The sequence below is a fragment of the Blautia sp. AF19-1 genome (assembly GCF_003479155.1).
GTDB classification, from domain to species: domain Bacteria; phylum Bacillota; class Clostridia; order Lachnospirales; family Lachnospiraceae; genus Fusicatenibacter; species Fusicatenibacter saccharivorans.
Genome location: NZ_QUGQ01000001.1, coordinates 51,346 through 77,521, shown reverse-complemented (window position 1 = coordinate 77,521; position 26,176 = coordinate 51,346). Strand labels below are relative to the sequence as shown.

Below are 26,176 nucleotides of genomic sequence, written 5' to 3'. Positions count from 1 at the left end.
AACTTACAGAATCCCCGGCGGTGCGGCATTTGATGCGGCATCGGCGGGGATTCTTACGTTTTGCTTAAAATATCTTACGATTTCTGAGATCGCTTGCAGGGGGGGAAGGATTCTGTATAATGGAGTTATCAAGAGACGATCGGTGTAAGAGAAAGGAGGATTTTTATGAAACAATATGCATGGATCATGGCAGCATGCCTGACGGCAGCGATGGTAAGCGGATGCGGAGTAGCTCAGAAAGGTGAGGCGGGAAATCGATCAGAAAGTACAGCTGCGAGTTCAGAAAGATCGGGGGATGCTGTGCCGGAGGGTGCGGAAGCAGAGAACGAAAAAGGTGCCACGGCAGTGAAGCTCTCAGAAGGAGAAATTTACCGGGATGATTTCGACGGGGATGGGAAGGAAGAAGAATTTTCCTTTACCTTTGAGGGGGATGGAAAGGACAATCATAATCTGGAGCTTTATGCTTATACGATGCAGATGAACTGTGACGGTCTGGTATATCAGAAAGAACTGTATGGCGGATATGAAGAGACGTGGATGATTCGAAGTGCAGATGGTGATCATTATCTGTATCAGGAATCTTATGGCGAAGATCTCATGCATTCTGTGACGGTTTTTCGGGTAACATCTGATGAAATTGCAGAAGCGGGAAAAGCAGAGGGAAGAATCGGAGACGAAGGAATTCAGGATGTGAATGCATTCCAGTGGGCTGACAGGATCTATATGCTTGGGACATATGCAGGATATCGAACGGTTGGTGTTGGGGCAGATGGACTTCCAGAGGCAAAAGAAGATGCCTATACAATCGGATGGCTGACAGGACCGCTGGTTGTCAAGGAGGGAACGACCCTGACGGCAGAAATTTTTAACAGCAATGGAAACCCGGAAAACATCGTGCTTACGACCGGAACAGAGCTGACTCCGAAAAAGACAGATGGAACAACGTATGTGGATGCAGAACTTTCCGATGGAACGATGTGCCGAATCCATATAGAAACTGCGGAAGGTTTTCCACATACGATTGACGGTGTCGATGAACATGAATATTTTGAGTCAATTCCATACGCAGGATGACCCACACCGCCAAAAGAAGGGATTGCGGGAACGCAGAAAGCAGGGTATACTTGTGTATAGAATCTGCTTGACTTAAAGTGCACTTCATAGTTTAAAATAAAGAAAGCTGGAGATTTGCCGTGTCAGAAAAGAGAAGGTTCTGGCAGAGCAGAGGTTTCGGCTTTCTTTTTATGTTGTACCGTATGTGGGTGTGAAAGAAAAGGGAAAAAAGAAAAACGAGGTGAATGTTTTGGAGGCAAGAGAAGTATTAGAAAAAGTAAAAAACAACGAAATCTCGATCGAGGAGGCAGAGAAATATTTCAAAAAAGAGCCGTTCGAGGAGATGGGATATGCGAAGCTGGATACGCACCGTGAAATCCGGAGCGGATTTGCGGAGGTCATTTTCTGTGCGCGGAAGGCGGATGAACATCTGCTGAAGATTTTTACGCGTCTGTACGAGCAGGATGGGGAGGTCTTCGGAACGAGAGCCAGTGAGCATCAGTATGAGCTGATCCGGGAAAAGTTTCCGGAAGTGGTGTATGATCCGCTGTCCCATATTTTAAAAATAGAAAAGAAAGACAAGAAGCGGATCGGAAAAATTGCGGTCTGTACGGCTGGAACTGCGGATATTTCCGTTGCCGAGGAGGCGGCGCAGACCGCAGAATACTTCGGTGCAAACGTTGAGCGTATCTACGATGTCGGTGTGAGCGGTATCCACCGCCTGCTGTCGCGTCTCGATACGATTCAGAGCGCCAACTGCGTTGTAGCCGTTGCCGGAATGGAGGGGGCGCTGGCGAGCGTGCTCGGCGGCTTGGTGGACAAGCCGGTGATTGCTGTTCCGACATCCGTTGGCTACGGGGCCAGCATGAACGGTCTTTCGGCGCTGCTTACGATGATCAATTCCTGCGCGAACGGAATTGCTGTCGTGAATATCGACAACGGCTATGGAGCCGGATATATTGCAACACAGATTAACAGAATGGGAGTACATCAAGATGAGTAAAAGTTTATATCTGGAGTGCGGGAGCGGAATCAGTGGGGATATGACCGTTGCAGCGCTGCTCGACCTGGGAGCAGACCGGGAAGTGCTGGAGAAATCACTGGAAAGCCTGAAACTGCCGGGATACGAAATTGCGATTACAAGAGTGAAAAAGTCGGGGCTGGATGCCTGCGATTTCAATGTGATTCTGGATGCAGAGCATGAGAACCATGATCACGATATGGCGTATCTGCACGGGGATGGGGCGGAAGTGAATGACCATCCACATGATCACGAGCATCATCATGACCACGATCACACAGGGGAGCATCATCACCATCATGAGCACCGCGGGCTGCCGGAGATTCTTGCGATTATCCGCAGCGGCGGTCTGACACCGGGAGCAAGAGCGCTGGCGGAGCGGATTTTCCAGATTCTTGCCGAAGCGGAAGCAAAAGCCCACGGCGTGCCGCTTGATCAGGTGCATTTCCATGAGGTGGGAGCTGTCGATTCCATCGTGGATATTGTGGCTGCCGCTGTCTGCCTGGATAACCTGGCGCCGGATGAAGTTATCGTGACGGGTCTCAGCGAGGGAAGCGGCTTTGTCAGATGCCAGCACGGCATGATTCCGGTTCCGGTACCGGCTGTTTTAAATATCGTACAGGCACATGGCCTGACCCTCGTTCCGACCGGAATCCAGGGTGAACTGGTCACACCGACCGGAGCAGCCATTGTTGCGGCAATCCGTACCAAAGAGACACTGCCGGCATCCTTCAAATGTACCAGAACAGGTCTTGGCGCCGGAAAACGGACGTATGAGCGCCCGTCACTGCTGCGTGCGATGATGCTCGAAACAGAAGAAAACGACGAGAAAGATACGATCTGGAAGCTGGAGTGCAACATTGATGACTGCACCGGCGAGGCGCTCGGCTACTGCATGGGAAAACTGCTGCGATCAGGCGCAAGAGATGTCCATTACATCCCGGTCTATATGAAGAAAAACCGCCCGGCTTACCAGCTGGATGTAATCTGTGATGATACAACGCGGGAGACGTTGGAAAATATCATATTCGCGGAGACCACCACAATCGGCATCCGCCGCTGCCGGATGGAGCGCACCGTGATGAAACGCGAGTTTGCGACAATCGCAACCGAGTACGGCCATGCGACAGTCAAGATCTGCCGCCACGGCGAGATCGAAAAAATTTATCCAGAGTACGAGAGTGCCGCAGTAATTGCAGAAAAAAGCGGCATGCCGGTCGGCGAGGCTGGTGCGTGGATCGTACAGAAATATAAAGAAGGAAACAAAAAAGCATGAGATATTTAAAACCACATTTTTACGACCAGTTTGTATGCACCGCCGGAGACTGCCCGGATACGTGCTGTGCCGGCTGGCAGATCGTGATCGACGAGGATTCCCTGGAGCGGTATGGAAATGAGAAGAGTGAGTTTGGAAAGCGCCTGCGCAATTCGATCGACTGGGAGGAAGAGTGTTTTTACCAGAACAACCGCCGCTGTGCCTTTCTGAATGATGAAAATCTCTGCGATCTTTACAAGGAACTGGGGCCGGATTCCTTATGCGACACCTGCCGCCTTTACCCGCGCCATACGGAGGAGTATGAGGGTCTGCGTGAATTATCCCTGTCCCTTTCCTGCCCGGAAGCTGCACGGATTATCCTGTCCTGCAAAGAGCCGGTGCGCTTTCTGGAGGAGGAGACCGACGAGGAGGATGATTTTGAAGAGTTTGACTTCATGATGTTCTCCCAGCTGGAAGACACGAGAGATGTTTTGTTCCGGATTCTGCAGAACCGCGAACTGCCGCTGCAGGAGCGCATGACGGCGGCAGAGCAGCTCGCAGAACAGTATCAGATCTGTATGGAGGAGCAGCGGGAGTATGATATCGATGACCTGCTTCGGAAGTATGAAAAGCATCTGGAAGAGGGAACCTTAAGCGAGTGCGTGGCGGAGAGCCTTGCGGAAAAAGGTGTGGATGCTGCATCCTTTCATGCATATGACCGCCAGGTGAAGGAACTTGCCGTTCTCCGCGGTCTCGAGCGTCTTCGTCCGGAATGGGATACTGTGCTTGACGGCACAGAAAAAGCGCTGTATCAGAACGGAGAAACCGCTTATCAGGCCATCTGTGAAGAATTCCATCGCACCTGGGGCGCTGCAGGTGAACGCCGTGCAGAGTGGGAAAGCATCGGTGAGCAGCTTCTGATGTTTTTCGTCTACACCTATTTTTGCGGCGCCGTCTACGACGATATGGTCTGTTCCAAAATGGAACTCGCGCTGTTCTCTGTCCGTTGGATTCAGGAAATCTTGGTTGCACGGTGGCTGGAAAATGGAAAAACGCTTTCCATGCACGACATCGAGGAGATTTCCTGGAGATACGCGCGCGAGGTCGAGCATTCCGACGATAATCTGAATGCTCTTGAGGACTGGCTCTTTGAAACCTATGCGCCGGAAGGATGCGTACTGGAAGAGGAATAGCCCTGATATCCGAGGAGTTCCCTGTACATATTCCCCGATCTGTGCTAGGATAAAGATGTTGTACAGAAAGAGAAGAGGGAAAATTATGCAGGAAAAACAAAAGAAATGGATTCTGCGCATTGCGCTTTATCTGATTGGAATTATGGTGCTGGCACTCGGCATCACACTGAATACGAAGACAAACCTCGGCGTATCGCCCATCATCTCCATGCCGTACGCCGTGGCACAGATCTTCGGCTATGAAACAGGAACCGCCGTTTTCGTGGCGTATTTGATCTTCATCGTACTGCAGATCGTACTGCTGAAAGGAAAATTCCCGCCGTTCCAGTTCTTACAGGTTGCCGCAAGTTATCTGACGAGCGCCTTTATTACCATCTTCGACCGGATCATCCCGACCCCTGATCAGATGGGAATGCGGCTTCTCGTCCTTGCCCTTGCCATCATCCTGACCGGAATTGGCGCCGCCGTCACCGTAGACGTCAACATCATCCCAAACCCGGCCGACGGCCTGGCAAGAGTTCTCGGCGAGCGCTGCGGAAAGAACATGGGTTTCGGAAAAAATCTTTTTGATTTCTCCGCCATCGTCATTTCCCTTGCGATCGGCTTCGTCGGAACCGGCCGCCCGGTAGGAATCGGAATCGGCACTGTTATAGCCATGGTCTGCACAGGAAGAGTTATCGCGGCATTCAATCATTTCACAAAAAAGAAAATAGAAGAAATCACCATCGCCTGAGTGATCCATGCCCTGTCGAAAAACCTTGAGTTTTCGGTGGGGGTTTGTTATAATGAAAGACAGCGAAAGAAAAATTTTTTGATTTGTCATAAGGCGTTTGTTTGCGTTATGAGAAGTGCGAAGGAGGAAGTGGCAAATGAACTTAGTTATTACGATGAGCCGCCGGTTTGGTACTGGGGCGAGTATTATTGCGAAAGAACTTTCCGAGAGACTGCATATCCCGGTATATGATAAGGACGATGTAGAGCACGGCATGCGTGAAAATGCCTTTGAATCTGAGGCGGATGCGATCCGCGAGCTGGCGAAACAGCCGTGTATTATCATTGGACGGTGTGCTTCGGAGTTTCTGAAAGATAAAAGCAACGTCATCAATATTTATGTCTGCGCGGACAAAGAGGATCGGATCAAACGTATCATGAAGCTGTTTTCCCTGACAAGAGAGGCGGCTGAGGTGATGCTGGAAGAGACAGACAAGCAGCGTGCCGAGTATTATTACAAAAATACCGGAAAGACATGGGGAGATGTCAATAACTACCATATGATCCTGAATACCTCGGATCTTGGCATCGAGAACTGTGCCGATATTCTGATGCGGTATTTTGAAATGAAAGATTATATCTAAGAGATATTTAAAAAGAAATACATAAAAAATCAGGTGCTTCCCGAAAAAGAGAAGCACCTGATTTTTTGTGCGGTTTAGTAAGCCTGATACGTATTGCCATAACTCCGGCTGGAGAAGTAATTCTGTTTCAGAACCAGGAACAGTTCGGCATCGGTTGCATATTTGTACGGATACAGATAGAAAATACCGACAAGATTGCAGGTGATTCCGGAAAGAATATACCATCCGATAAAGGAGAGATCAAGAATAAATGTATTCATCTTTTCACCGTTCATCATTTCACGGCTGATGCGGAATGCTTCTTCGGTCGAAAGTTCCGGGTAGTCGGCGAGAAGATAAGGAACCATGCGGTATTCATAAGCTTTCACAATTCCAGGAATCAGAAGAAGCAGCGACCAGAGGAATATATAAAGATTTTTTAAAAACAGAGTCCACACAGTTTTTCCATAGTAGCCGTTCTGGAATCCAAACAGTATGTTGCCAAGTCCCGCTTTTTCCATCGAGTTTTCAATGAAAAACCTTGAGCCTCCTACCTCAAATGGTGCAAGAACAAAAATACGGATCAGAATAAAGGCAAGACCAATGACAAGAAGTACAATGCCGCTGAAGACAGTAAAAACAAATTTAACCGGTCCAAGCGGGGTGAATCTTTCTGCAAAGGATTCCACATTGAAGTTATCGGAAGAAATCGTAAATCCAGATATACCGACCGAGTTAGTCTGATGGCTGTCATTGTTGGAATTTCCAGAATTAGAAGTACCGCTTCCGACCAGCAGAGTCAGAATCAAGGCGGCTACCACACAGATCCAGTAATTGCGTAAAAATGCGGCTTTTCCGCGGGTTTTCAGTTCCTCTCGAGTCCACATAAAAAAGACCTCCCTCTTAATGTAAGTGTAAACAGCAGACAATTCTGCCAAGTCACGATTATCTTACCATGGGGCAGGTGAAACATCAAGACAGCTTAAGGAAAGTTTAAGAAATTGGCAGAAAGATTAAAGTGGAAATGTGCATTCTTAAATAAAGATTTTACTTGTGAAGCGGGGATGAATGTGCTATAATCTCTCCGGTGCGTCAGAACGCAGCGGGGCCGGGTTTCTCCGGGGTGCGTTCTGAAAAAAAAGAAACCTGTACGTTGAATTGACAAAGAGAGCGAGGAATTTACGTGTATCTGACAAAGGACGAGTTTCTGCAGAAATTTGGAATTCTGCCGCAGGAATTTGAAGAAGCAGATATTTCCTGGGAAGAACTGCTGGAAATTGCGGATGATTATGAACGGCACCGGCCGACGCTGGAAAAGATCCGAAAAGAATTTGTGGCAGAATTTCTGCAGGACAAGGAAAAAGAGATCGGACTGCAGTCGTACCACAGCCGCCTGAAGGACACCGAACATCTGGTGGAAAAGCTGGTGCGTAAGCGTCTGGAAAATTATGCAAAATACCGGAAAATGGATGCGACAAACTATATGCGTTATGTGACAGACCTGATCGGAATCCGGGGACTTTTGCTGTATCGGGAGGACTGGGTAAACTTCCATAAATATATTACCCACTGGTTTAAAAACGATCCGGAAAAATACATCCGTGATTACGGCCGTGACTACGACAAAAATGCGTCGGGCTATATGGCAGAGCCGCCGAAAGTCCATACAAGACTTGGCGATTACGCCGACATCTATATGAACTGGATTCCGGAGGAGAACATTCTGGACCGGAAACATTACCGTGCGGTGCATTACATTGTCGTTTACCGCGGCGTCTACATTGAAATTCAGATTAAGACGCTGTTCGAGGAGGGCTGGGGAGAGATTGACCACAGCATTCTTTATCCGCGGCGCAAGGGAAACGCCATGCTGACAGAGTTTTCCGAGCTGCTGAACCGTCTGGCGGGCATGGGAGATGAGATGGGATCGTTCTACCGCCGTCTCCAGGTTGTGCCGGATGAGAAGTTCCAGAGCAAGGAAACGATCGTGCGCAAGCGTGAATTAAAACCGCAGGTCAAGGCAGCGGTGGAAAAACGCGATCTGAACGAAATTCATACGATGGATGATGCCGTCTGGAGCATACTGAAAGAATAAAACTGCTTTTTAGACATGGGAAAGGATAAAAAATGGATGGAAGAAACACGGGCCGCATGGGCTTCTCTCATGCAGCAGAGGACTCTGCGGAGAATATGATGGCGGCAGTCAAAGCCGGAAAAATCCGAAAACATCTGATGGGAAATACTTCGCCGATCCGCTATGGAACGATGGAAAAGCGCGAGATGACCGAATATACCGACTTTGTCCGGACGAAACTCTGTTATGAAATTCTGAATCTGCCCGGGGAGGAAAAATGAATACAATAGAAAAAATATATACAAACTACGACGGACTCCTGGAAGAATTTTCTGAGGAAGTAATCCAGAGCCGTTATGCCGTTTTTTATGAAGAGATCGAGGAATTTGCCAAAAGTCTCGGCATTCGCGAGAAAATCCAGATCAGTGAATCGCTGTTAAGCCATGCGGTGCTGGACTATTTCACGGATATTTCCCGCCTGAAACATTTTCACCAGGCGAAACATATCAATTCGCTGAAAGTAATCTCCTATGAGACATACTGGCTGCTGCGGAGAAAACCGATCCAGATTCTGGTGGAGGATGAGACATCGGATGCGATGGCATTTCTGAATGAAAAATTTGTCTTTTCCCGCATTGCAAAGTATCTGATGGGTGACGGAAAACGGGTGATTTTAAGCCCGGAAACGAAAAAGAGCTTCTTGAACTATCTGGATTCCCTGTTTTATTACTTGAAATACCGCAATTACGATGCGGAAATGCTCGAGATGATGCTGATGGGCTTCAAAGCGGGCGTTCTGGTGGCGGACGATTTAAAAGAGCAGGAATCCTGAGAACGGGCGAAAGCAGAATACAGTAAAATAGGATGAACACAGAAAGAACCGGACGGGGCTGCAGGCCGCTGTCGGGTTCTTTTTTTGCACAGCTCTGCATAAAGTGCAAAGAAAACGTTGTGATGTACGGGGAAGGAAAATGAGTGCAGACAATCTGGAAAAAATCCATGCATTTCTAAAAAAGGCGAATGAAATCGCCTGGGGGCCGCCGCTTCTTTTTCTGCTGCTTGGGACAGGCATTTTTCTGATGATCCAGCTTCGTGCGCTGCCGGTTCGCCGTCTGGTTTTTGCACTTCGGACAGCGTTTGGTCGCAAAGCGAGGCGCACCGGGGAACCAACAGAAGCAGGTGTTTCGCCGTTCGCATCGTTGATGACGGAACTGGCAGCAGAGATCGGGACAGGCAATATCGTGGGCGTTGCCTCGGCGATGGCACTTGGCGGTCCGGGAGCACTGGTGTGGATGATGCTGGCAGCGGTGATCGGGCTTGCACTGAAATTTTCGGAGAGCTTTCTTTCTGTGAAGTACCGGATGCAAAAGAAAGACGGGACCTACTGCGGTGGTCCGATGGTAACGCTGACGAGAGCCTTTCCAGAGGAAAAACTGGCAAAGGTGCTGGCTGTATTTTTTTCCGGGAGTGCCGTTCTGGTATCGCTCGGAATGGGAAATATGACGCAGGCGAACTCGATTGCGCTGGCGATGCAGGATACCTTTGGCGTGGAAAGAGAAAAAAGCGCACTGGTACTGACGATTCTTCTGCTGCTCGTTGTGACAGGCGGACTGCGTTCCATTGCAAAAGCGGCGGAGGTATTGGTACCGGGTATGGCGCTTTTTTATCTGGGCGGGGCAGGAATTGTGATCTGTCTGCATGGTGGAGAGCTACCTCGAACGCTGTCTGAGATGGTGCAGAATGCGTTTTCTTTCCGGGCGGCATCGGGAGGCGCAGTGGGAGCCGGAATTGCCCTGCTGCCGCCGGCTCTGCGGTATGGGATTTCCCGCGGTGTGTTTTCCAATGAAGCGGGGCTGGGAGCAGGCGGAATCAGTGCCGCTGCGGCGCAGACGGACGATCCGGTGCGGCAGGGATATATCAGTATGACCGGTGTGTTTGTTGATACCATGGTAATCTGCCTTGTGACCGGTCTTGCCGTCGGAGTGACCGGTGCGGCAGAGCGGGCAGCGGAAGCGGAAAAAGCGGATGGCGCGGCGATGGTAATCCGGGCATTTGAAAGTGTGTTCGGACCGGCGGGAGGTTATCTTGTTACGATCGGGATTCTGCTGTTCGCGTTTGCAACGATGGCGGGCTGGGCCTACCAGGGGGAGCAGGCGTTTGTCTGGCTGGTGAAAAAGGAGAGTTTCGGAATGGTTTACCGTGTTTTCTTCTGCTTTGCAGCATCAGCAGGATGTGTCTGTATGGCAGAAATCGTCTGGAACTTTGCAGAGCTTGCCAATGCCTGCATGGCGGTGCCGAATCTGATTTGTGTGCTGCGGCTCTGGAAAACAGTAAAAGAAGGGGCAGTCAGGTTTGAGAGCAGCATAAAAAAGTCGGAACAGAGGAAAAACGGAGGCAGGGGAGGAACATGAGAAAACGTATTCAGGCAGATTTCACGGTGAGCTGGTTAAGAGAGCCAAAAGAATAGCCCATTTCTTCCCACTTTGTCAGCAGCTCATCGAGAATCTCCGCGTTGGTGGATGAGGTATTATGAAGCAGGACGATGGCACCGGGATGAATGCGTCCGGTCAACTTTTTGAAAGCCTCCTCGTGGGTCGGCTGCTGATCCTGGTACCAGTCTACATAGGCGAGACTCCAGAAAAACGTCTGGTATCCGAGGTCCTTTGCCATCTGCAGGTTCTGTGTGCTGTATTTTCCCTGCGGCGGCCGGTAAAATTTCACCATTTCCTGGCCGGTGGTTTCCTGATAAAGTGTGGAGACTCGGTTCAGTTCTTCTGAGAAGGCTTCCTGCGTGGAGATTTTGGACATATCCGGGTGCGACCAGGTGTGGTTTCCGACGATATGGCCTTCCGCTGCCATACGTTTGACAAGATCCGGCTGGTCGGAGAGAAAATTGCCGACGACAAAGAACGTTGCGGGAGCCTGATGCTTCTGGAGCGCATCAAGAATCGTTGGTGTATTGCCGTTTTCATAGCCGCAGTCAAACGTCAGATAGATGATGTTTTCTTCCGGTGAAGCGGCAAACCAGGCGTTGTAGGCGGCAAGCTCTTCGGATGTAGCATTGCCGACGGGAGTCTTCCCTTTTTCCGGGAAGGAGAGCCCCCAGTTTTCGGCAGCAGAGGAGAGGACGGGCATCGAAACGGAAGAAACAGGTGTCTCCGGCGCAGCAGAGAGAAAAACTGGGGCTGCCTTTCGGAGCGCACGGCAGGTAAAGTGGGACAGAACAGAGCCAAAAAGGAAAGCGGAGCAGAAAAAAGCGGCGGCGATACCGGCTTTTTTCAGGATCCGGCGGGAAAGGGGTGAAAGAGAACGCATAAAATCCCCCTCCAGGACTTTTTGAGACAATATATGTATGGATGAAAGAAAACATGCGGCACACATCTGTTTGACTTTACCTGCAATCTATGTCACAATGGAGGTAGAGTGGATGGAAAGGGCAGAGAAAAACAAGATGACAAAATATGAGGTTTTAAAAAAGTACTTCGGTTACGATTCCTTCCGGGAGGGGCAGGAGATGCTGGTGGATGCGCTTCTGAACGGACAGGACGTGCTCGGCATCATGCCGACCGGAGCAGGAAAATCGCTGTGTTATCAGATTCCGGCGCTTCTGCTGCCAGGAATTACCCTGGTGGTATCACCGTTGATTTCTCTGATGAAGGATCAGGTATCGACCCTGAACCAGGCGGGGATTCACGCTGCGTTTCTGAACAGCTCCTTAAGTGCGGCGCAGTACCGGAAGGCACTCGGCTTTGCCATGGAGGGCCGGTACAAGATTATTTATGTCGCCCCGGAACGCCTTCTGACACCGGAATTTTTGTGCGCGGTGCAGTCGATGGAAATTTCGATGATTAGTGTTGATGAGGCACACTGTATTTCCCAGTGGGGTCAGGATTTCCGCCCAAGCTACCTGAAAATCACAGAGTTTGTCGAGCAGCTTCCCGCACGGCCGGTGATCGGTGCCTTTACGGCAACGGCAACAAAAGAGGTACGGGATGATATCGAAGCACTGCTGTCTTTGCGTGATCCGGTACGTCTGGTCACAGGCTTTGACCGGAAAAATCTGAAATTTACGGTACAGCAGCCGAAAGATAAATTCGCAGCCGTGGAATCATTCCTTGCAGAGCACGAGGCGGACTGCGGAATTATTTACTGTCTGACCAGAAAAAATGTGGAGGAGGTCTGTGAGAAACTCGAGCAGAAAGGATATTCTGTCACAAGATACCATGCGGGTCTCTCTGACCTGGAACGGAAGGAAAACCAGGAAGATTTTATTTATGACCGGAAGCAGATCATGGTAGCGACAAACGCTTTTGGTATGGGAATCGATAAATCGAATGTGCGGTACGTCATCCATTATAATATGCCGAAAAACATGGAAAGCTATTATCAGGAGGCCGGACGAGCAGGCAGGGACGGCCTTCCGGCGGAATGTATTCTGCTGTACGCGGGACAGGACGTCATCACAAACCAGTTTTTTATCGAAAACATGGCGCAGGAGAGTGAGGATCCCGAGACGACAGCGCTGATCCGTCAGCGGGAGGAGGAACGGCTGAAGAAAATGACGTTTTACTGTTTCACCCATGAGTGCCTCAGAGATTATATCCTGCGGTATTTCGGGGAATACGGTTCCAATTACTGTGGAAACTGTTCCAACTGCCTCTCGGAATTTGAAACGGTGGATGTGACAGCGGCGGCAAAGGCAATCCTTGGCTGTGTGCGGGAATGCCGTCAGCGCTACGGCACGACGGTGATTCTCGATACCCTGCACGGTGCGAATACCGCGAAAATCCGCCAGTACCGCATGGATGAAAACTCCCATTACGGGGAACTGGCAAAAGAGCCGGTCTACCGGCTGCGGCAGATCTTAAATGAACTGCAGGTCCGGGAATATCTCTATGTAACGGCCGACACATACAGCATTGTGCGCCTGTTGCCAAAAGCGGCGGAGCTGCTGGATGAGGACGGCACGATGCTGATGAAGATGGCAAAAGAAGAAAAACGGATTCCGAAAGCCGCAAAAGAGAAGACAAAGACAAAAACCTCGGCAGCGGCAAAGGATCTTTCCAACGAGGAGGCCGCGGTATTCGAAAAACTGCGGGCACTCCGGATGGAGCTTGCAAAGGAGCATAAAGTGCCTCCGTATATTATCTTCTCGGATAAAACACTGATCCAGATGGCGATGGAGAAACCGTCCAACAAAGAGGAAATGCTGGCGGTCTCTGGTGTCGGCGAGAGCAAATTTGAAAAGTACGGGGAACCGTTTCTTGCATGTCTTGCAGAAAGATAAAACAAGTCGTGTAAAAAAAACGGGAAAACAACAGGAAAGGAAGAATACGCTTATGAAAAAAGAAAACGCAGTTATTTTTGGAGTGACCGGTGTTGTAGTTGCCGCCGTGCTGATTGGAGGCGGAATCTATATGAAAACGGAACGGGACCGAAATCTGAATGCAGATACAGCAAGTACTGCAGCGGACAGCAATAGGGCAGAAGAAGTACAGAAAGCCGTATTTCTTGCAGAAGATTCCGGGTTATGGTACCTGGGAGATCTGGAACACGGAAACATCTATGTGACACATACACCGTCCGACACACTTTGCGATGAAAATGGAAATGCCATTGATCCGTCCGAGATCAAAAAAGGAGATTTTCTTCAAGTGGAGGGCGACGGTATTATGCTGAACTCTTATCCGGGACAATATCCGGGCATCAGCCGTATTATGAGAATCAGCGGCGGTACGGAGGCGGATGCAGAAAAATTCGATGAGGAACTTTCCCAGATTCTGCCGGAAAAGGATCCATCGGAAATTCCGTTTCTGAGTCTGTGCTACACACAGCCAAATGCCCAGGTGACAGCTATGGCAACACAGGGAGGTTATACCTGGTCTTATGTTGATGAGGACGGCAATGGTCAGAACGTCGTTGCGGACAGTGCGTTCATTCTGGAATGGACGGAACTGAATGATCTGAATACAGCAAATGACGAAGGAAAAACCGATCTGGAGCTTGTCTTCTCGGAGGAGCCGGATTCTGTCACAGCAGAAAGATGGCCGGCCGAAGACCGGGGGCAGAACTTTGGCAATGGTTACCCGGAGGGAGAAAGCGTTTCTGTGGAGCATGCGGAGAGCTGGAGCATTCCGGGAGCCGAGGCCGGCTACATCTACGAAGTGGACGCGGTATTCGAAAATGGAACCGTGTCATACGGATTTGAAGTGAAAAAGTAAAAAAAGACTTTCTTTTTCCGTGACATTATGCTATTTTTACTGTGAAAACAGAAAAATGCAATGTGCCATACGGCATAAGCAGCTGACTTTTCAAAAATCAGAATCCGTTTGACCGGAGGATGCGAGGAGGAATTTGTATGAAGTTAATTGTTGCTGTATTACGGAAAGAGGACGAGGTAGACACTATTGCCGAGTTGAACAAAAAAGGCTTTTTTGTGACGGAGCTTGCCACGACCGGCGGTTTCCTGAAGGAGAAGAACACAACACTGCTGATCGGAACCGATGATCATAAGCTCGACGCTGTGCTTGCGATCTTAAAACAGGAAGCAGGGCTTCGGAAAACAGTTACCTATGCGGCCACCCCGATGGAAAGCGGAAACTTCTGCCCGGGCGGAAATTACTCTGTTCCGATTGATACCCAGACAGGAGGCTGTACTGTGTTTGTGCTGAACATGGAACAGCTGGAAAAGTTCTAAGACTCTAAAGATTTTTAAATTCCGGCATATGATCCCGGTAGTGGAGCGGCAGATGCGTACGCTGACAGTCGGGATTGGAACGCTCTTTGATGGCAATTGCGGTGAAAAATCCTTTCCAGAGTTCTTCGTAAGGGTCCGAAGTGGATTCCGTGAGGGAAAGGCGTTCTATTTCATCCGGAGAAAGACGGGTCAGATAAAAGGGCCGGTCAGCGGGATGCACGACGGCAAGCTGCCGGTTATCATCGAGAATCATCCAGTTTTCTGAGGGGAGCCGGTCAGAAAAATGGGGAGCGACCAGGGTCAGCACATTGGCTTTCGGGGAAATATGCGAGACCAGGATCGGAAAACCGGAGGAAATATTTGCAAAACGGATAAATTCCCGGAACGAATGCGCTTCATTTGTGACCTGACGGGAAAATTCAAAAGCGTGGAATACCGCCGGTTCCTGCAGCATATGCAGGGTATCCTTTCCATAGGAAAAGCCGTAGAGCAGAAAACGATAAATGATGTCGGGAGCGTCGCTTCTCTCGGACATTGCACAGAGATAGACGAGCCGCCAGGCTGCTGCGCCGATCTTCTTTTGAATGGATCGCGTGACGCTGGCGGCTTTTTCTGTGTCCGGCTCAACATGGCAGTAATCGCAGAACAGCTCCAGATTGCCGACTGGTTCCGTCATCAGCCGTACATTGCGGTAGCCGAGACGGGAATTCCAGGCTTCATAGATGCAGGTCAGGATCGACGCAAGATCCGGGCTGCAGGTGTAAACAGTCATAATAAAATCCTTTCTGAAATCAATTGATACAGACAACAGCCTTCTGCAAAAAGCGCAGATACAGCAAAAAGGCTTTTCCGTGAGAAGAACGCCCGGGATTATATATGCCCAGGTACGGCAGCATCAAACAGAGAAAGCTGCTGATACTGTTCCGGATGGGAAACCTCCCAGTTGGAGGCGGCTTCCTCTCCCGTGAGCTGCCGGGTCAGAAACTGCTGTTCCAGCCGCATGTGATACATCATTTTTCCCTCGCAGGTGATAAAATATTTGGCGCGTTTCAGCACCACACCGATCTTTTTCAGGTGCTCAAATGAAAGATGGGAGCTTCTGCGGCTCTTTACAATCCGCATGGCCGATTTCGGCCCGATGCCGGGAACGCGCAGAAGGTCGGTATACTCAGCCGTGTTAATCTCCACCGGAAACAGCTCCATATGGCGCAGCGCCCAGTCGCATTTCGGGTCGAGCTGTGCATGAAAGTTCGGGTGGGCTTCATCGAGCAGTTCATCCGCCTGAAAACCGTAGAAGCGGAGCAGCCAGTCTGCCTGATAAAGGCGGTGTTCCCGAAGAAGCGGCGGCTTGGTTTCACGTGAGGGCAGGGCGGAATCCTCGTTGACCGGAATGTAGGCGGAGTAAAAGACGCGCTTCAGGTCATACTGCTGGTAGAGAAGCTGTGAGGTGGAGAGAAGCTGGTAATCGTTTTCCTTTGTCGCACCGATGATCATCTGCGTGCTCTGGCCGGCAGGAACGAAGGGAGCAGAGCGTTCCTTTTCCGGCAGCGACCGCGCGGAGGAAGAAGAGATCCAGCCCAGATCGGCAGCGGAGGCGGAAATCTGCTTTCGTGTATCGAAAATGGAGTGGGAGAGATAGCGGTTTCCCGAGGAACGCTCTAAAAAAGCACTTTTCCCTGCGGTCAGCCGGTAATCTACAATACCGGACTGGATCTGGCGCATGGGTTTTAAAATCGCTTTCTGTGTCTTCTGCGGGGCCAGTTTCTGCAGCCCTTCTCCGGTCGGGAGTTCCAGATTGACGCTCATGCGGTCGGCGAGATAGCCGGTCTTTTCGATCAGCTCGGCGGGTGCGCCCGGGATAGCTTTGACGTGGATGTAGCCGTTAAAGCGGTAACGATTACGTAAAAGATGCAGAGTGCGGTACATGAGCTCCATCGTATGGGCAGGATTTTTGCAGACGGCGGAACTTAAAAAGAGTCCCTCAATATAGTTTCGGCGATAAAATTCCGTGACGAGTGTACAGACCTCCTCCGGTGTAAACGTGGCGCGCTGCCGGTCATTCCCGGCGCGGTTGACACAGTATTTACAGTCGTAGATACAGTCGTTGCTCTGCAGAATTTTCAACAGAGAGATACAGCGTCCGTCGGAAGAAAAGCTGTGGCAGATACCGCAGGAGACCGAATTGCCGAGATGTCCCTGTTTTCCGGCACGGTTCACACCGCTGGAAGTGCACGCAACGTCGTATTTGGCCGCGTCAGCGAGAAGATTCAGCTTCTCGGAGAGAGAAAGTGTTTGTGATGATAACTGCATGGCAGAAAAATTCCTTTCTATGTCCAAATGAATACGAATAAAAGTAAAACAATAAGATAACAGGTATTTTACGAAGAGAACAACTGTTCGATAAAGGAAGTGTAACACAAATCGAACGAATGTTCAAGAGGAAAAATGAAAATAGCACAAGAAGATACTGGAAGAAAAGAAACAGAATTCGATCCGGAAAAACATGAACAGGAAACAGCAGGGAAAATTTCTGTTAGAAAAAAGCTATACAAAAACAGCCGCACAGATCGGAAAAACAAATCTGTGCGGCTGTAAGCCAAATTTTATGGAATTGAAACGGAAGCAGAGCCGTTTACGTCAGAAGCGCTCCAATTGCCCCGAATACGCCGGAACTTGCAAGCAGCATGATGACGCTTGCGAGGAGAACACCGCCCATGACGGCGAGAACGCTGGTCTTAAAGTCCATATCGAGGATACTTGCGGCCAGTGTGCCGGTCCATGCGCCGGTTCCCGGGAGCGGGATGCCGACGAAGAGTAGCAGGGCGAGCGGAAGTCCGCGACCGGCTTTTGCTTTCAGTTTTTCCCCGCCTTTTTCGCCTTTTTCCAGACACCAGGTGAAGAATTTTCCGATATACTTTTTATCACATCCCCAGACAAGAACCTTTCGAGCGAACAGGAAAATAATCGGAACCGGAAGCATATTTCCGATGACGGCGATCAGATAGGCCGGAAGCGTCGGAATATGGAAAGCTACCGCGTACGGAATCGCACCACGCAGCTCGATGAGCGGAACCATGGAAATCAAAAATACAATCAGATATTTGGTAATCATATACACCTCTCGTTTTTCACAAAATGTTATCGTTTCTTAGTGCAACGCTCTTATTGTAGCGTGATGCCCGCCATTTGTCCAGTATAAAAAGAAAGAAAGGAGCGGGAGTAAAAGAAATCTTAAGAATTTCTGCATTTTTGTATAATTTTATAACCTTCAAAATTTGAATTTTAGAAAACGGTATGTTAGAATGAAGTGTACTGTTTGCAAAAGAACAGCAGAGATGCCCCCAATGACAGAGGGCGTGGACTGAAATAACAAACGAGGAGGATCCACCTATGATTGCACTGATCGACTATGATGCCGGAAATATAAAAAGCGTGGAAAAAGCCTTTCAAAGCCTTGGAAAAGAGGTTGTACTGACCAGGGATCCAGACGTGTTAAAACGCGCAGATCACGTCGTTCTGCCGGGTGTCGGCAGCTTTGGAGATGCGATGGAAAATCTGAACCGCTATCATCTGGTACCGGTTATTCATGAAATCGTAGAAAAAGGGACTCCGTTTCTTGGAATCTGCCTCGGACTTCAGATCCTGTTTGAACGCAGCGAAGAGAGCCCGGGCGTTGCAGGCCTTGGCCTGTTAAAAGGAGAAATTCTCCGGATTCCGGACAAAGAGGGCTTAAAGATTCCGCACATGGGCTGGAATTCCATCCATCTGCAGAACGGTGGACGCTTATTCAAAGGCATCCCGCAGGAATCGTATGTTTACTTTGTCCACTCCTACTATCTGAAAGCAGAAGAGGAGGAAATTGTAAAAGCAACGACAGAGTACAGTACACACATCCATGCATCCGTGGAAAAAGAAAATCTGTTCGCCTGCCAGTTCCACCCGGAAAAGAGCTCAGATCTTGGGCTTGCCATTCTGAAAAATTTTGCGGAAATTGGAGAGGAGGACTGACGGATGTTTACAAAACGAATTATCCCATGCCTGGATGTAAAAAACGGAAGAGTCGTAAAAGGCGTTAATTTCGTCGATTTAAAAGATGCCGGCGACCCGGTGGAGATCGCAAAAGCGTACGACAAGGCAGGAGCCGATGAAGTTGTTTTTCTTGATATCACTGCTTCCTCCGATCAGAGAGGAACCGTCGTTGATATGGTACGCAAAGTAGCAGCAAACGTTTTTATCCCATTCACCGTTGGCGGCGGAATCCGTACCGTGGATGATTTCAGGATGCTGCTCCGCGAAGGAGCCGATAAAATCTCGATCAACTCCTCTGCCATCAACAATCCGCAGCTCATCCGCGACGCGGCACAGAAATTCGGCAGCCAGTGCGTGGTCGTTGCGATCGACGCCAAGAAAAGAGCGGACGGAAGCGGCTGGAATATCTATAAAAACGGCGGCCGCATCGATGTCGGCATCGATGCCGTTGCGTGGGCAAAAAAAGCAGAAAGCCTTGGCGCCGGAGAAATCCTGCTCACCAGCATGGACTGCGACGGAACAAAGGCGGGATACGATATTGAGCTGACAAGAACCATCGCAGAGAGCGTCGGCATCCCGGTCATCGCATCCGGCGGCGCAGGAACGCGGGAGCATTTTTATGATGCCTTAACCGAAGGAAAAGCCGATGCAGCCCTCGCCGCATCCCTGTTCCACTACAAAGAACTGGAAATTCGTGAAGTCAAAGAATATCTGGCAGGCCGCAATGTGCCGGTCCGCCTGTAAAAGGAAGGGAGAAAACGATATGCCGCCTCTTAGCGGAAGCTGGGCCAATGCCCTGAAAGGAGAATTCTCCAAAGATTATTATAAAAAACTGTTTCAGACGGTGGGAGCGGAGTACAAAACCCACACGATTTACCCGCCGGCTGATGATATTTTCAATGCGTTCCACTTTACCCCACTTGAGCAGGTAAAAGTAGTCATCTTAGGCCAGGACCCGTACCACGAGCCGGGACAGGCACACGGACTCTGCTTTTCTGTAAAACCGGAAGTAGACATTCCGCCGTCCCTGGTCAACATTTATAAGGAACTCGAAGACGATCTGGGATGCTACATCCCGAACAACGGATATCTCGAAAAATGGGCACGGCAGGGTGTTCTGATGCTGAACACCGTGCTGACCGTGCGCGCGCATCAGGCAAATTCCCACAAGGAAATCGGCTGGGAGCAATTTACGGACGCGGCGATCAAAGTCCTTGCCGGGCAGGACCGCCCGATGGTCTTTATTCTCTGGGGACGTCCCGCACAGCGCAAAAAAGAGATGATCCACAATCCAAAGCATCTGGTGCTGATGTCCGCTCATCCGAGCCCGCTCTCTGCATACCGCGGATTTTTCGGCAGCCATCCGTTTTCCAAAACGAACGAATATCTGGAAGAAAACGGTCTTGCGCCGATTGACTGGCAGATCGAAAATGTAATCCGGGGAGCGAAAGAATGAGTAAAAAGAAAAATACGTTACTGAGAAATACTTCTATTTTAATGGCTGCAACGATTATCTCGCGTGTGATCGGCCTTTTATACCGGTCGCCGCTCGGCGAAACCATTGGAAATGAGGGGCTTGGTTATTACAGTACAGCGAGCAATCTGTATACGATCCTGCTGCTGATCTCGTCCTACAGTATTCCGATGGCAGTATCGAAAATCGTATCCGAACGTCTGGCATTAAAAGAGTACCGAAATGCACATCGCGTGTTCCACGGTGCCCTTCTTTACGCCGTGATCGTAGGTGGAGTTGCTGCACTGGTGGCATTCTTTGGCGGGAAATTCCTTCTGCCGTATAACCAGCAGAATGCACTCCTCGCCCTGCGTGTATTGGCGCCGACGATCTTTTTCTCGGCTGTTCTCGGCGTTCTGCGTGGCTATTTCCAGGCCCACAGCACGATGATTCCGACCTCAATTTCACAGATCATCGAGCAGGTATTCAACGCCGCATTCAGTATTGGCGCCGCCTGGTTCTTCATCCAGCAGTTCGCGACAAACGATACCGAACATGCCAAATTCGGTGCCGCCGGCGGAACCCTCGGAACAGGAGCCGGTGTCCTGGCAGGCCTCTGCTTCATGTTGATTGTCTATGGCGTAAATCGGAAAACCATTCTGCGGAAAGTGGCAAAGGACACGCGCCACCGCGAAGAATCCTACCGCGAAATTTTTCAGGTTCTTTTTCTGATGGTAACACCGGTTATCTTTACGACCTTTATTTATAACTGCAACGCTTACCTGGACAATTACCTGTTCTTCACCATCCTCGGATGGCACGGAGAGAATCAGAAAGCACTGAATGCCGCATATGGAGAGTTTTCCAACTATTATGTTACCCTGATCAACGTCCCGCTTGCTATGGCAAGTGCATCCGCATCCGCGATGATGCCGGAGGTATCCTCGTGTTATGCGACCGGTGATCTCGATGAGGCAAACGACAAGATTCTTGAGACGATCCGTCTGACGATGTTCATCTCCATCCCGGCAGCTGTCGGTCTTGGCGTCCTGGCATTCCCGATCACAGGAGTTCTGTTCCCGTCAAGCTCGAGCCTTTCCGGCAAACTGTTGATGATGGGTGCAGTCTCAGTTGTGTTTTCGGCACTGTCCACCATTACCAACAGCGTCCTGCAGTCCATCGGCCAGCAGAAAAAAGCCCTGCACAACGCTGCCATTTCCCTTGGAATGGATCTTGCCATCCTGGCTTTGATTCTCGCAGTCTTCCCGAAGACAAATATCTATGCTGTTGTCTTTGCGGGAATTCTGTTCTCCCTTAGCATGTGTGTATTGAATAACCTTTCGATCCGCAAGCACCTGAACTTCCGCAATGAGTTCAAAAACACGTATGTAAAACCATTGATCGCCGCTGCCATCATGGGTGTTGTAACCTGGGTTGTTTATTATGGCCTGTTCGCCATCACAAAACGCCCGTCGATCAGTATGCTGGCCGCAATTCTGATCGCAATCGTGGTATACCTGATTGCTTTCGTAGTCGTAACCGGCACAACCGAAGCCGAAATGCGCCGCATGCCAATGGGAACCAAACTGGTAAAAGTTCTCCGTATCCTGCGGATTTACCGATAAAAACAGAAGATACACCTTAACAAAGAAGACCCCGGTCGGAAAACATGAAAAACTGTTTTCCGACCGGGGTCTTTTGAAATGAAAAAGGATTATGTAATTTTTTACGCGTTTTTCTCTCCGTCAAGTTCCTGTTTCAGGTTCTTGTTCGCGGTAGAAAGCATCAGCTTAATACGGTTCAGCTGGTTAACCTCCGAAGCGCCTGGATCGTAGTCAACTGCCACGATATTTGCCTTCGGATACTCCTTGCGAATGGCTTTAATAACACCTTTACCGACAATATGATTCGGCAGGCACGCAAACGGCTGGATGCAGACGATATTGTAAACGTCGCTGTGGATCAGCTCCATCATCTCGCCTGTCAGGAACCATCCCTCACCTGTCTGGTTACCGCAGGAAACAATCGGAGAAGCATACTTCGCCAGATCCCGTACATCAGCCGGCGGATCAAAGTGTTCGCTCTTCTTGAACTCTGCAACTGCCGCGCTCCGCAGCCAGTTGATCAGCTTAATGCCCGTATTTCCGAGCATCGAAGAGCTCTTCTTGAATCCAAGGTGCTCTACCTTGAAATTCGTATTGTAGAAGCAATAGCAGAAGAAATCGATCAGATCCGGCACAACCGGCTCGGCGCCTTCGCTTTCGAGAAGCTCCGCCAGATGGTTATTGGCCGCCGGAAGGAACTTAACCAGAATTTCGCCGACAATACCGACACGCGGTTTTTTCTCGTCCGTAATCGGAATATGGTCAAAGTCGCGGATCATGGTGCGGCAGATCTGTTTAAACCGGGTATGGCTCAGGTGTTTGGAAGAAATGAAATCAATACAGATTTTCTCCCATTTTTTGTGAATCCGGTCTGTCGTTCCCTTCTTCTGCTCATAAGGACGCATCCGGTAGATACATTTCATCATGATATCACCGAACTCCGCTGCATAGCAGAGACGAATCGCAAGATCCGGTGTAATCTTAAAGCCCGGATTTTCTTCCAGACCGCTTAAGTTAATCGAGATGACCGGAATCTGCGTCATATCGGCCTTCTCCAGTGCACGGCGAATAAATCCGATATAGTTTGATGCACGGCAGCCGCCGCCGGTCTGGCTCATGATGACGGCTACTTTATTCAGGTCATACTTACCGGAGAGCAGCGCCTGCATAATCTGTCCGACCACCATCAGAGACGGATAGCAGGCATCGTTGTTTACGTATTTCAGGCCGACGTCAACCGCCTCTTTGTTGTCATTTGGAAGCACTTCCAGATGGTATCCGGCAGCATTGAATGCAGGCTGCAGAATCGAGAAGTGAATCGGTGACATCTGCGGGCAGAGGATCGTGTAATCTTTGCGCATCTCTTTTGTGAAGACCGGCTTCTGGATCGAAGATGGAACAATTTCACGTACCGCCTGTTTGCGGTCATGTGCACGCAGAGCGGCGAGCAGAGAACGGACACGGATTCTGGCAGCACCGAGGTTGTTGACCTCATCAATCTTCAGGCAGGTGTAAATTTTACCGCTTCTGGTCAGGATTTCATAAACCTGATCGGTTGTAACGGCATCCAGACCGCAGCCGAACGAGTTCAGCTGGATCAGGTCAAGATCATCGCGTGTCTTTACGTAGTTTGCAGCCGCATACAGACGGGTGTGATACATCCACTGGTCATTGACACGAAGCGGGCGCTCGAGCGGTGCAAGATGGGAAACAGAGTCCTCTGTTAAAACGCACAGACCGTAGGAGTTAATCATATCCGGAATACCATGATGAATTTCCGGATCGATGTGGTACGGTCTTCCGGCAAGCACGATACCTCTGCGGCCGGTTTCTTTCATATACTGCAGCGTCTCTTCCCCTTTTTTCTGCATATCACGTCTTGCAGCGGCGAGCTCCTCCCATCCGGCATGGACAGCGGCGCGGACCTCATCCTCCGGCAGGCCGGAAAATTCTTTTGCCAGGCCGTCGGCGAGAACCTTTTCACTCGTAAATGCGAGGAACGGATTGCGGAATGTGATGGAGTCGTCCTGGAGCTCATCCACGTTGTTTTTGATGTTCTCCGCGTAGGAAGTAACGATCGGGCAGTTATAGTGGTTGATGGCCTCCGGGAACTCGGTACGCTCGTACGGGATACACGGATAGAAGATGAATTTTACGCCGTGGCGTAAGAGCCAGGTCACATGGCCGTGGGCCAGTTTCGCCGGGTAACACTCGGATTCACTCGGGATCGATTCGATGCCGAGCTCATAAATCTTGCGGCTTGAAGTCGGGGAGAGTACCACGCGGTATTTCAGCTGCGTGAAGAAGGTGTACCAGAACGGATAGTTCTCGAACATATTGAGGACTCTCGGAATGCCGACCTCTCCGCGGATTGCTTCATCCTGCGGCAGCGGCTGGTAGCCGAAGATTCGTTTGTATTTGTATTCGAACAGGTTCGGAATATGATCCTTGTTTTTCTCTTTTCCGATACCGCGCTCGCAGCGGTTTCCGCTGATGTACTGACGGCCGCCGGAGAATTTGTTGATGGTCAGACGGCAGCTGTTCGTACAGCCTTTGCAGTTTGCCATCGTGGTCGAGTATTTCAGCTCATTGATCTTTTCGATGGAGAGCATCGTAGTCTCCTGATCTGCCGAATAGCGCTCTCTTGCGATCAGCGCCGCACCGAACGCACCCATAATGCCGGCGATGTCCGGGCGGATGGCTTCGCAGTTGGCGATCCGCTCAAAGCTTCGAAGAACGGCATCGTTGTAGAATGTACCGCCCTGTACGACGATGTGGCGTCCCAGCTCGGTGGCATCGGAAACTTTAATTACCTTATACAATGCGTTTTTGATGACGGAGCAGGCAAGTCCGGCAGAAATATCAGCAACGGATGCGCCTTCTTTCTGCGCCTGTTTTACCTTGGAATTCATAAATACGGTACAGCGGGTACCAAGATCGATCGGGTGTTTTGCGAACAGTGCTTCGTGTGCAAAATCCTGTACACTGTAGTTCAGGGACTGCGCGAAGGTTTCGATAAAGGAACCGCAGCCGGAGGAACATGCTTCATTGAGCTGTACGCTGTCTACAGTGCCGTTTTTGATCTTGATACATTTCATATCCTGACCGCCGATGTCGAGAATACAGTCGACTTCCGGATCGAAGAATGCTGCGGCATAGTAATGAGAAATCGTTTCAACCTCACCCTCGTCCAGCATCAGCGCAGCTTTGATGAGTGCTTCGCCGTAACCGGTGGAACAGGACCAGGCGATCTGTGCGGAATCCGGCAGTTTGGAGTAGATTTCCTGGATCGCGCGGATCGAGGTGCCGAGCGGATTTCCGTGGTTGTTGCTGTAGAAGGAATACAGAAGAGCGCCATCCTCACCAACGAGTGCAGCTTTTGTGGTTGTGGAACCGGCATCGATTCCGAGATAGCAGTTTCCTTCGTAAGTGGAAAGATCAGCCGTTACAACATTGTTGACGCTCTGGCGGGCCAGGAATGCATCGTACTCCTCCTGGTCTTTAAACAGCGGTTCGAGACGGGCAACCTCAAAATCAATGGCTACTTTTTCTTCGAGCCGTTTTTTCAGCGCGAGAAGAGAAACCTCGGTCTTTCCCTCTGCATTCATTGCAGAACCGATGGCTGCAAACAGATGAGAGTTGTCCGGCACGATCGCGTGCTCGTCATCCAGTTTTAAGGTGCGGACGAACGCTGTCTTTAATTCCGAGAGGAAGTGCAGCGGGCCGCCAAGGAAGGCAACGTGGCCGCGGATTGGTTTACCGCAGGCAAGACCGGAAATGGTCTGGTTGACGACTGCCTGGAAAATAGAAGCGGCAAGATCCTCTTTTGTTGCACCGTCGTTGATGAGCGGCTGGATATCCGTTTTTGCGAATACACCGCAGCGGGCAGCGATCGGGTAGATGGCCTGGTAATGTTTCGCATACTCATTCAGGCCGGTTGCATCGGTCTGCAGAAGAGAAGCCATCTGGTCGATGAACGAACCGGTACCGCCGGCGCAGATACCGTTCATACGCTGTTCGACATTGCCGCCTTCAAAATAGATGATTTTGGCATCCTCGCCGCCGAGCTCGATGGCAACATCGGTCTGCGGAGCCAGCGCTTTTAACGATGTGGAAACTGCGATAACCTCCTGCGTGAATGGAATGCCAAGATGGTTGGCAAGCGCGAGTCCGCCGGAACCGGTGATGACCGGCTGCAGGGTCAGTTCGCCCAGTTTTTCGTGGGCTTCCCCGAGCAGATGGGCAAGTGTTTCCTGGATGTTTGCAAAATGGCGCTCGTAATCGGCAAAGAGAAGCTGGTTCTCTTCGTCGAGGATCGCAATTTTAACAGTAGTGGAACCGATGTCGATTCCAAGAGTATATTTTTTATCAGTCATGAATCAAACTCCTTTTATAATAAGAAACAATCTCAACACATTATACGACAAAAAATAAGGAAATACAATTGGAAAAAAGGCGATGTC

23 protein-coding genes are annotated in these 26,176 nt (G+C 50.1%); 17 read left to right on the top strand and 6 right to left on the bottom strand.

Features of this window, described 5'->3' with window-relative positions; translation table 11 throughout:
- Positions 1-165 precede the first annotated feature (165 nt).
- From DWX26_RS00345 to DWX26_RS00320, 6 genes are all read left to right on the top strand, one after another.
- Complete coding sequence (locus tag DWX26_RS00345) at positions 166-1,074, top strand: hypothetical protein (protein WP_118600502.1); 909 nt, start codon at positions 166-168, stop codon at positions 1,072-1,074.
- A 229-nt stretch (positions 1,075-1,303) separates the two neighbouring features.
- A complete protein-coding gene (gene larB, locus DWX26_RS00340) occupies positions 1,304-2,056 on the top strand; it encodes a nickel pincer cofactor biosynthesis protein LarB (RefSeq protein ID WP_055219567.1) in 753 nt (250 codons plus the stop codon).
- Positions 2,049-3,350 (top strand): nickel pincer cofactor biosynthesis protein LarC, encoded by a 1,302-nt coding sequence (gene larC, locus DWX26_RS00335; RefSeq protein ID WP_118600500.1) that lies wholly within the window; start codon positions 2,049-2,051, stop codon positions 3,348-3,350. Before larB ends, larC begins: the two co-directional genes overlap by 8 nt.
- Positions 3,347-4,522: a flagellin lysine-N-methylase gene (fliB, locus tag DWX26_RS00330; RefSeq protein WP_118600498.1), complete on the top strand. Its 1,176-nt coding sequence runs from the start codon at positions 3,347-3,349 to the stop codon at positions 4,520-4,522. The genes larC and fliB overlap by 4 nt, the downstream gene beginning before the upstream one ends.
- Positions 4,523-4,607: 85 nt before the next feature.
- Positions 4,608-5,255 (top strand): YczE/YyaS/YitT family protein, encoded by a 648-nt coding sequence (locus tag DWX26_RS00325; RefSeq protein ID WP_118600496.1) that lies wholly within the window; start codon positions 4,608-4,610, stop codon positions 5,253-5,255.
- 136 nt (positions 5,256-5,391) lie between these two features.
- The gene (locus DWX26_RS00320; protein ID WP_022461910.1) at positions 5,392-5,877 is read left to right on the top strand and encodes a cytidylate kinase-like family protein; all 486 of its coding nucleotides are present in this window, start codon (positions 5,392-5,394) and stop codon (positions 5,875-5,877) included.
- Between the two features lie 74 nt (positions 5,878-5,951).
- Here DWX26_RS00320 and DWX26_RS00315 read toward each other — a convergent pair whose 3' ends face one another.
- A complete protein-coding gene (locus tag DWX26_RS00315; protein ID WP_055219356.1) occupies positions 5,952-6,743 on the bottom strand; it encodes a DUF975 family protein in 792 nt (263 codons plus the stop codon).
- A 296-nt stretch (positions 6,744-7,039) separates the two neighbouring features.
- On the opposite strand from DWX26_RS00315, the gene DWX26_RS00310 reads away from it, so the two are divergent.
- The 4 genes from DWX26_RS00310 to DWX26_RS00295 all read left to right on the top strand — a co-directional run bounded on the left by DWX26_RS00310 (position 7,040) and on the right by DWX26_RS00295 (position 10,341).
- Complete coding sequence (locus DWX26_RS00310; protein ID WP_070103201.1) at positions 7,040-7,951, top strand: RelA/SpoT domain-containing protein; 912 nt, start codon at positions 7,040-7,042, stop codon at positions 7,949-7,951.
- A gap of 32 nt (positions 7,952-7,983) precedes the next feature.
- Positions 7,984-8,211, top strand: a complete 228-nt coding sequence (locus DWX26_RS00305; RefSeq protein ID WP_055227506.1) for a hypothetical protein — start codon at positions 7,984-7,986, stop codon at positions 8,209-8,211.
- Positions 8,208-8,762, top strand: coding sequence for a hypothetical protein (locus tag DWX26_RS00300; protein WP_118600494.1), 555 nt, complete (start codon positions 8,208-8,210; stop codon positions 8,760-8,762). The genes DWX26_RS00305 and DWX26_RS00300 overlap by 4 nt, the downstream gene beginning before the upstream one ends.
- Before the next feature lie 139 nt (positions 8,763-8,901).
- Positions 8,902-10,341, top strand: a complete 1,440-nt coding sequence (locus tag DWX26_RS00295; RefSeq protein ID WP_118600492.1) for an alanine/glycine:cation symporter family protein — start codon at positions 8,902-8,904, stop codon at positions 10,339-10,341.
- Between the two features lie 10 nt (positions 10,342-10,351).
- Here the strand turns inward: DWX26_RS00295 and DWX26_RS00290 are convergent, their stop codons facing one another.
- Entirely contained in the window at positions 10,352-11,245 is an 894-nt protein-coding gene (locus DWX26_RS00290; protein ID WP_243030446.1) for a polysaccharide deacetylase family protein, read from the bottom strand.
- Between the two features lie 136 nt (positions 11,246-11,381).
- Here DWX26_RS00290 and recQ point away from each other — a divergent pair, with 136 nt between their 5' ends.
- The 3 genes from recQ (at position 11,382) to DWX26_RS00275 (ending at position 14,627) form a co-directional block, all read left to right on the top strand.
- A complete protein-coding gene (gene recQ, locus DWX26_RS00285) occupies positions 11,382-13,217 on the top strand; it encodes a DNA helicase RecQ (RefSeq protein ID WP_117509420.1) in 1,836 nt (611 codons plus the stop codon).
- A 52-nt stretch (positions 13,218-13,269) separates the two neighbouring features.
- Positions 13,270-14,151, top strand: coding sequence for a hypothetical protein (locus DWX26_RS00280; protein WP_118600490.1), 882 nt, complete (start codon positions 13,270-13,272; stop codon positions 14,149-14,151).
- Between the two features lie 137 nt (positions 14,152-14,288).
- Positions 14,289-14,627: a cyclic-di-AMP receptor gene (locus DWX26_RS00275; RefSeq protein WP_022461920.1), complete on the top strand. Its 339-nt coding sequence runs from the start codon at positions 14,289-14,291 to the stop codon at positions 14,625-14,627.
- Between the two features lie 4 nt (positions 14,628-14,631).
- On the opposite strand, the gene DWX26_RS00270 is transcribed toward DWX26_RS00275, so the two are convergent.
- The 3 genes from DWX26_RS00270 to DWX26_RS00260 all read right to left on the bottom strand — a co-directional run bounded on the left by DWX26_RS00270 (position 14,632) and on the right by DWX26_RS00260 (position 17,739).
- The gene (locus tag DWX26_RS00270) at positions 14,632-15,399 is read right to left on the bottom strand and encodes a TIGR03915 family putative DNA repair protein (protein ID WP_118600488.1); all 768 of its coding nucleotides are present in this window, start codon (positions 15,397-15,399) and stop codon (positions 14,632-14,634) included.
- A 98-nt stretch (positions 15,400-15,497) separates the two neighbouring features.
- Positions 15,498-16,937, bottom strand: a complete 1,440-nt coding sequence (locus DWX26_RS00265) for a putative DNA modification/repair radical SAM protein (protein WP_118600486.1) — start codon at positions 16,935-16,937, stop codon at positions 15,498-15,500.
- A gap of 322 nt (positions 16,938-17,259) precedes the next feature.
- On the bottom strand, positions 17,260-17,739 hold the full coding sequence (locus DWX26_RS00260) for a COG2426 family protein (RefSeq protein ID WP_117814485.1): 480 nt from the start codon (positions 17,737-17,739) through the stop codon (positions 17,260-17,262).
- A gap of 278 nt (positions 17,740-18,017) precedes the next feature.
- Here DWX26_RS00260 and hisH point away from each other — a divergent pair, with 278 nt between their 5' ends.
- From hisH to DWX26_RS00240, 4 genes are read left to right on the top strand one after another with little or no spacing between them, the layout of a single operon-like run.
- Complete coding sequence (hisH, locus tag DWX26_RS00255) at positions 18,018-18,635, top strand: imidazole glycerol phosphate synthase subunit HisH (protein ID WP_055265413.1); 618 nt, start codon at positions 18,018-18,020, stop codon at positions 18,633-18,635.
- Between the two features lie 3 nt (positions 18,636-18,638).
- The gene (gene hisF, locus DWX26_RS00250) at positions 18,639-19,400 is read left to right on the top strand and encodes an imidazole glycerol phosphate synthase subunit HisF (protein WP_118600484.1); all 762 of its coding nucleotides are present in this window, start codon (positions 18,639-18,641) and stop codon (positions 19,398-19,400) included.
- Between the two features lie 19 nt (positions 19,401-19,419).
- Positions 19,420-20,112, top strand: a complete 693-nt coding sequence (locus DWX26_RS00245) for a uracil-DNA glycosylase (RefSeq protein ID WP_118600482.1) — start codon at positions 19,420-19,422, stop codon at positions 20,110-20,112.
- The gene (locus tag DWX26_RS00240; protein WP_118600480.1) at positions 20,109-21,734 is read left to right on the top strand and encodes a putative polysaccharide biosynthesis protein; all 1,626 of its coding nucleotides are present in this window, start codon (positions 20,109-20,111) and stop codon (positions 21,732-21,734) included. Before DWX26_RS00245 ends, DWX26_RS00240 begins: the two co-directional genes overlap by 4 nt.
- Before the next feature lie 101 nt (positions 21,735-21,835).
- Here DWX26_RS00240 and DWX26_RS00235 read toward each other — a convergent pair whose 3' ends face one another.
- Positions 21,836-26,089: a 2-hydroxyacyl-CoA dehydratase gene (locus DWX26_RS00235; RefSeq protein WP_118600478.1), complete on the bottom strand. Its 4,254-nt coding sequence runs from the start codon at positions 26,087-26,089 to the stop codon at positions 21,836-21,838.
- Positions 26,090-26,176: the final 87 nt, after the last annotated feature.

Bases quoted from the DNA above. Each gene is read 5' to 3' on its own strand.
- DWX26_RS00345 (WP_118600502.1), top strand. From the start codon at position 166: ATGAAACAATATGCATGGATCATGGCAGCATGCCTGACGGCAGCGATG.
- larC (WP_118600500.1), top strand. From the start codon at position 2,049: ATGAGTAAAAGTTTATATCTGGAGTGCGGGAGCGGAATCAGTGGGGAT.
- fliB (WP_118600498.1), top strand. From the start codon at position 3,347: ATGAGATATTTAAAACCACATTTTTACGACCAGTTTGTATGCACCGCC.
- DWX26_RS00325 (WP_118600496.1), top strand. From the start codon at position 4,608: ATGCAGGAAAAACAAAAGAAATGGATTCTGCGCATTGCGCTTTATCTG.
- DWX26_RS00320 (WP_022461910.1), top strand. From the start codon at position 5,392: ATGAACTTAGTTATTACGATGAGCCGCCGGTTTGGTACTGGGGCGAGT.
- DWX26_RS00315 (WP_055219356.1), bottom strand. From the start codon at position 6,743: ATGTGGACTCGAGAGGAACTGAAAACCCGCGGAAAAGCCGCATTTTTA.
- DWX26_RS00305 (WP_055227506.1), top strand. From the start codon at position 7,984: ATGGATGGAAGAAACACGGGCCGCATGGGCTTCTCTCATGCAGCAGAG.
- DWX26_RS00300 (WP_118600494.1), top strand. From the start codon at position 8,208: ATGAATACAATAGAAAAAATATATACAAACTACGACGGACTCCTGGAA.
- DWX26_RS00295 (WP_118600492.1), top strand. From the start codon at position 8,902: ATGAGTGCAGACAATCTGGAAAAAATCCATGCATTTCTAAAAAAGGCG.
- DWX26_RS00290 (WP_243030446.1), bottom strand. From the start codon at position 11,245: ATGCGTTCTCTTTCACCCCTTTCCCGCCGGATCCTGAAAAAAGCCGGT.
- recQ (WP_117509420.1), top strand. From the start codon at position 11,382: ATGACAAAATATGAGGTTTTAAAAAAGTACTTCGGTTACGATTCCTTC.
- DWX26_RS00280 (WP_118600490.1), top strand. From the start codon at position 13,270: ATGAAAAAAGAAAACGCAGTTATTTTTGGAGTGACCGGTGTTGTAGTT.
- DWX26_RS00275 (WP_022461920.1), top strand. From the start codon at position 14,289: ATGAAGTTAATTGTTGCTGTATTACGGAAAGAGGACGAGGTAGACACT.
- DWX26_RS00270 (WP_118600488.1), bottom strand. From the start codon at position 15,399: ATGACTGTTTACACCTGCAGCCCGGATCTTGCGTCGATCCTGACCTGC.
- DWX26_RS00265 (WP_118600486.1), bottom strand. From the start codon at position 16,937: ATGCAGTTATCATCACAAACACTTTCTCTCTCCGAGAAGCTGAATCTT.
- DWX26_RS00260 (WP_117814485.1), bottom strand. From the start codon at position 17,739: ATGATTACCAAATATCTGATTGTATTTTTGATTTCCATGGTTCCGCTC.
- hisH (WP_055265413.1), top strand. From the start codon at position 18,018: ATGATTGCACTGATCGACTATGATGCCGGAAATATAAAAAGCGTGGAA.
- hisF (WP_118600484.1), top strand. From the start codon at position 18,639: ATGTTTACAAAACGAATTATCCCATGCCTGGATGTAAAAAACGGAAGA.
- DWX26_RS00245 (WP_118600482.1), top strand. From the start codon at position 19,420: ATGCCGCCTCTTAGCGGAAGCTGGGCCAATGCCCTGAAAGGAGAATTC.
- DWX26_RS00240 (WP_118600480.1), top strand. From the start codon at position 20,109: ATGAGTAAAAAGAAAAATACGTTACTGAGAAATACTTCTATTTTAATG.
- DWX26_RS00235 (WP_118600478.1), bottom strand. From the start codon at position 26,089: ATGACTGATAAAAAATATACTCTTGGAATCGACATCGGTTCCACTACT.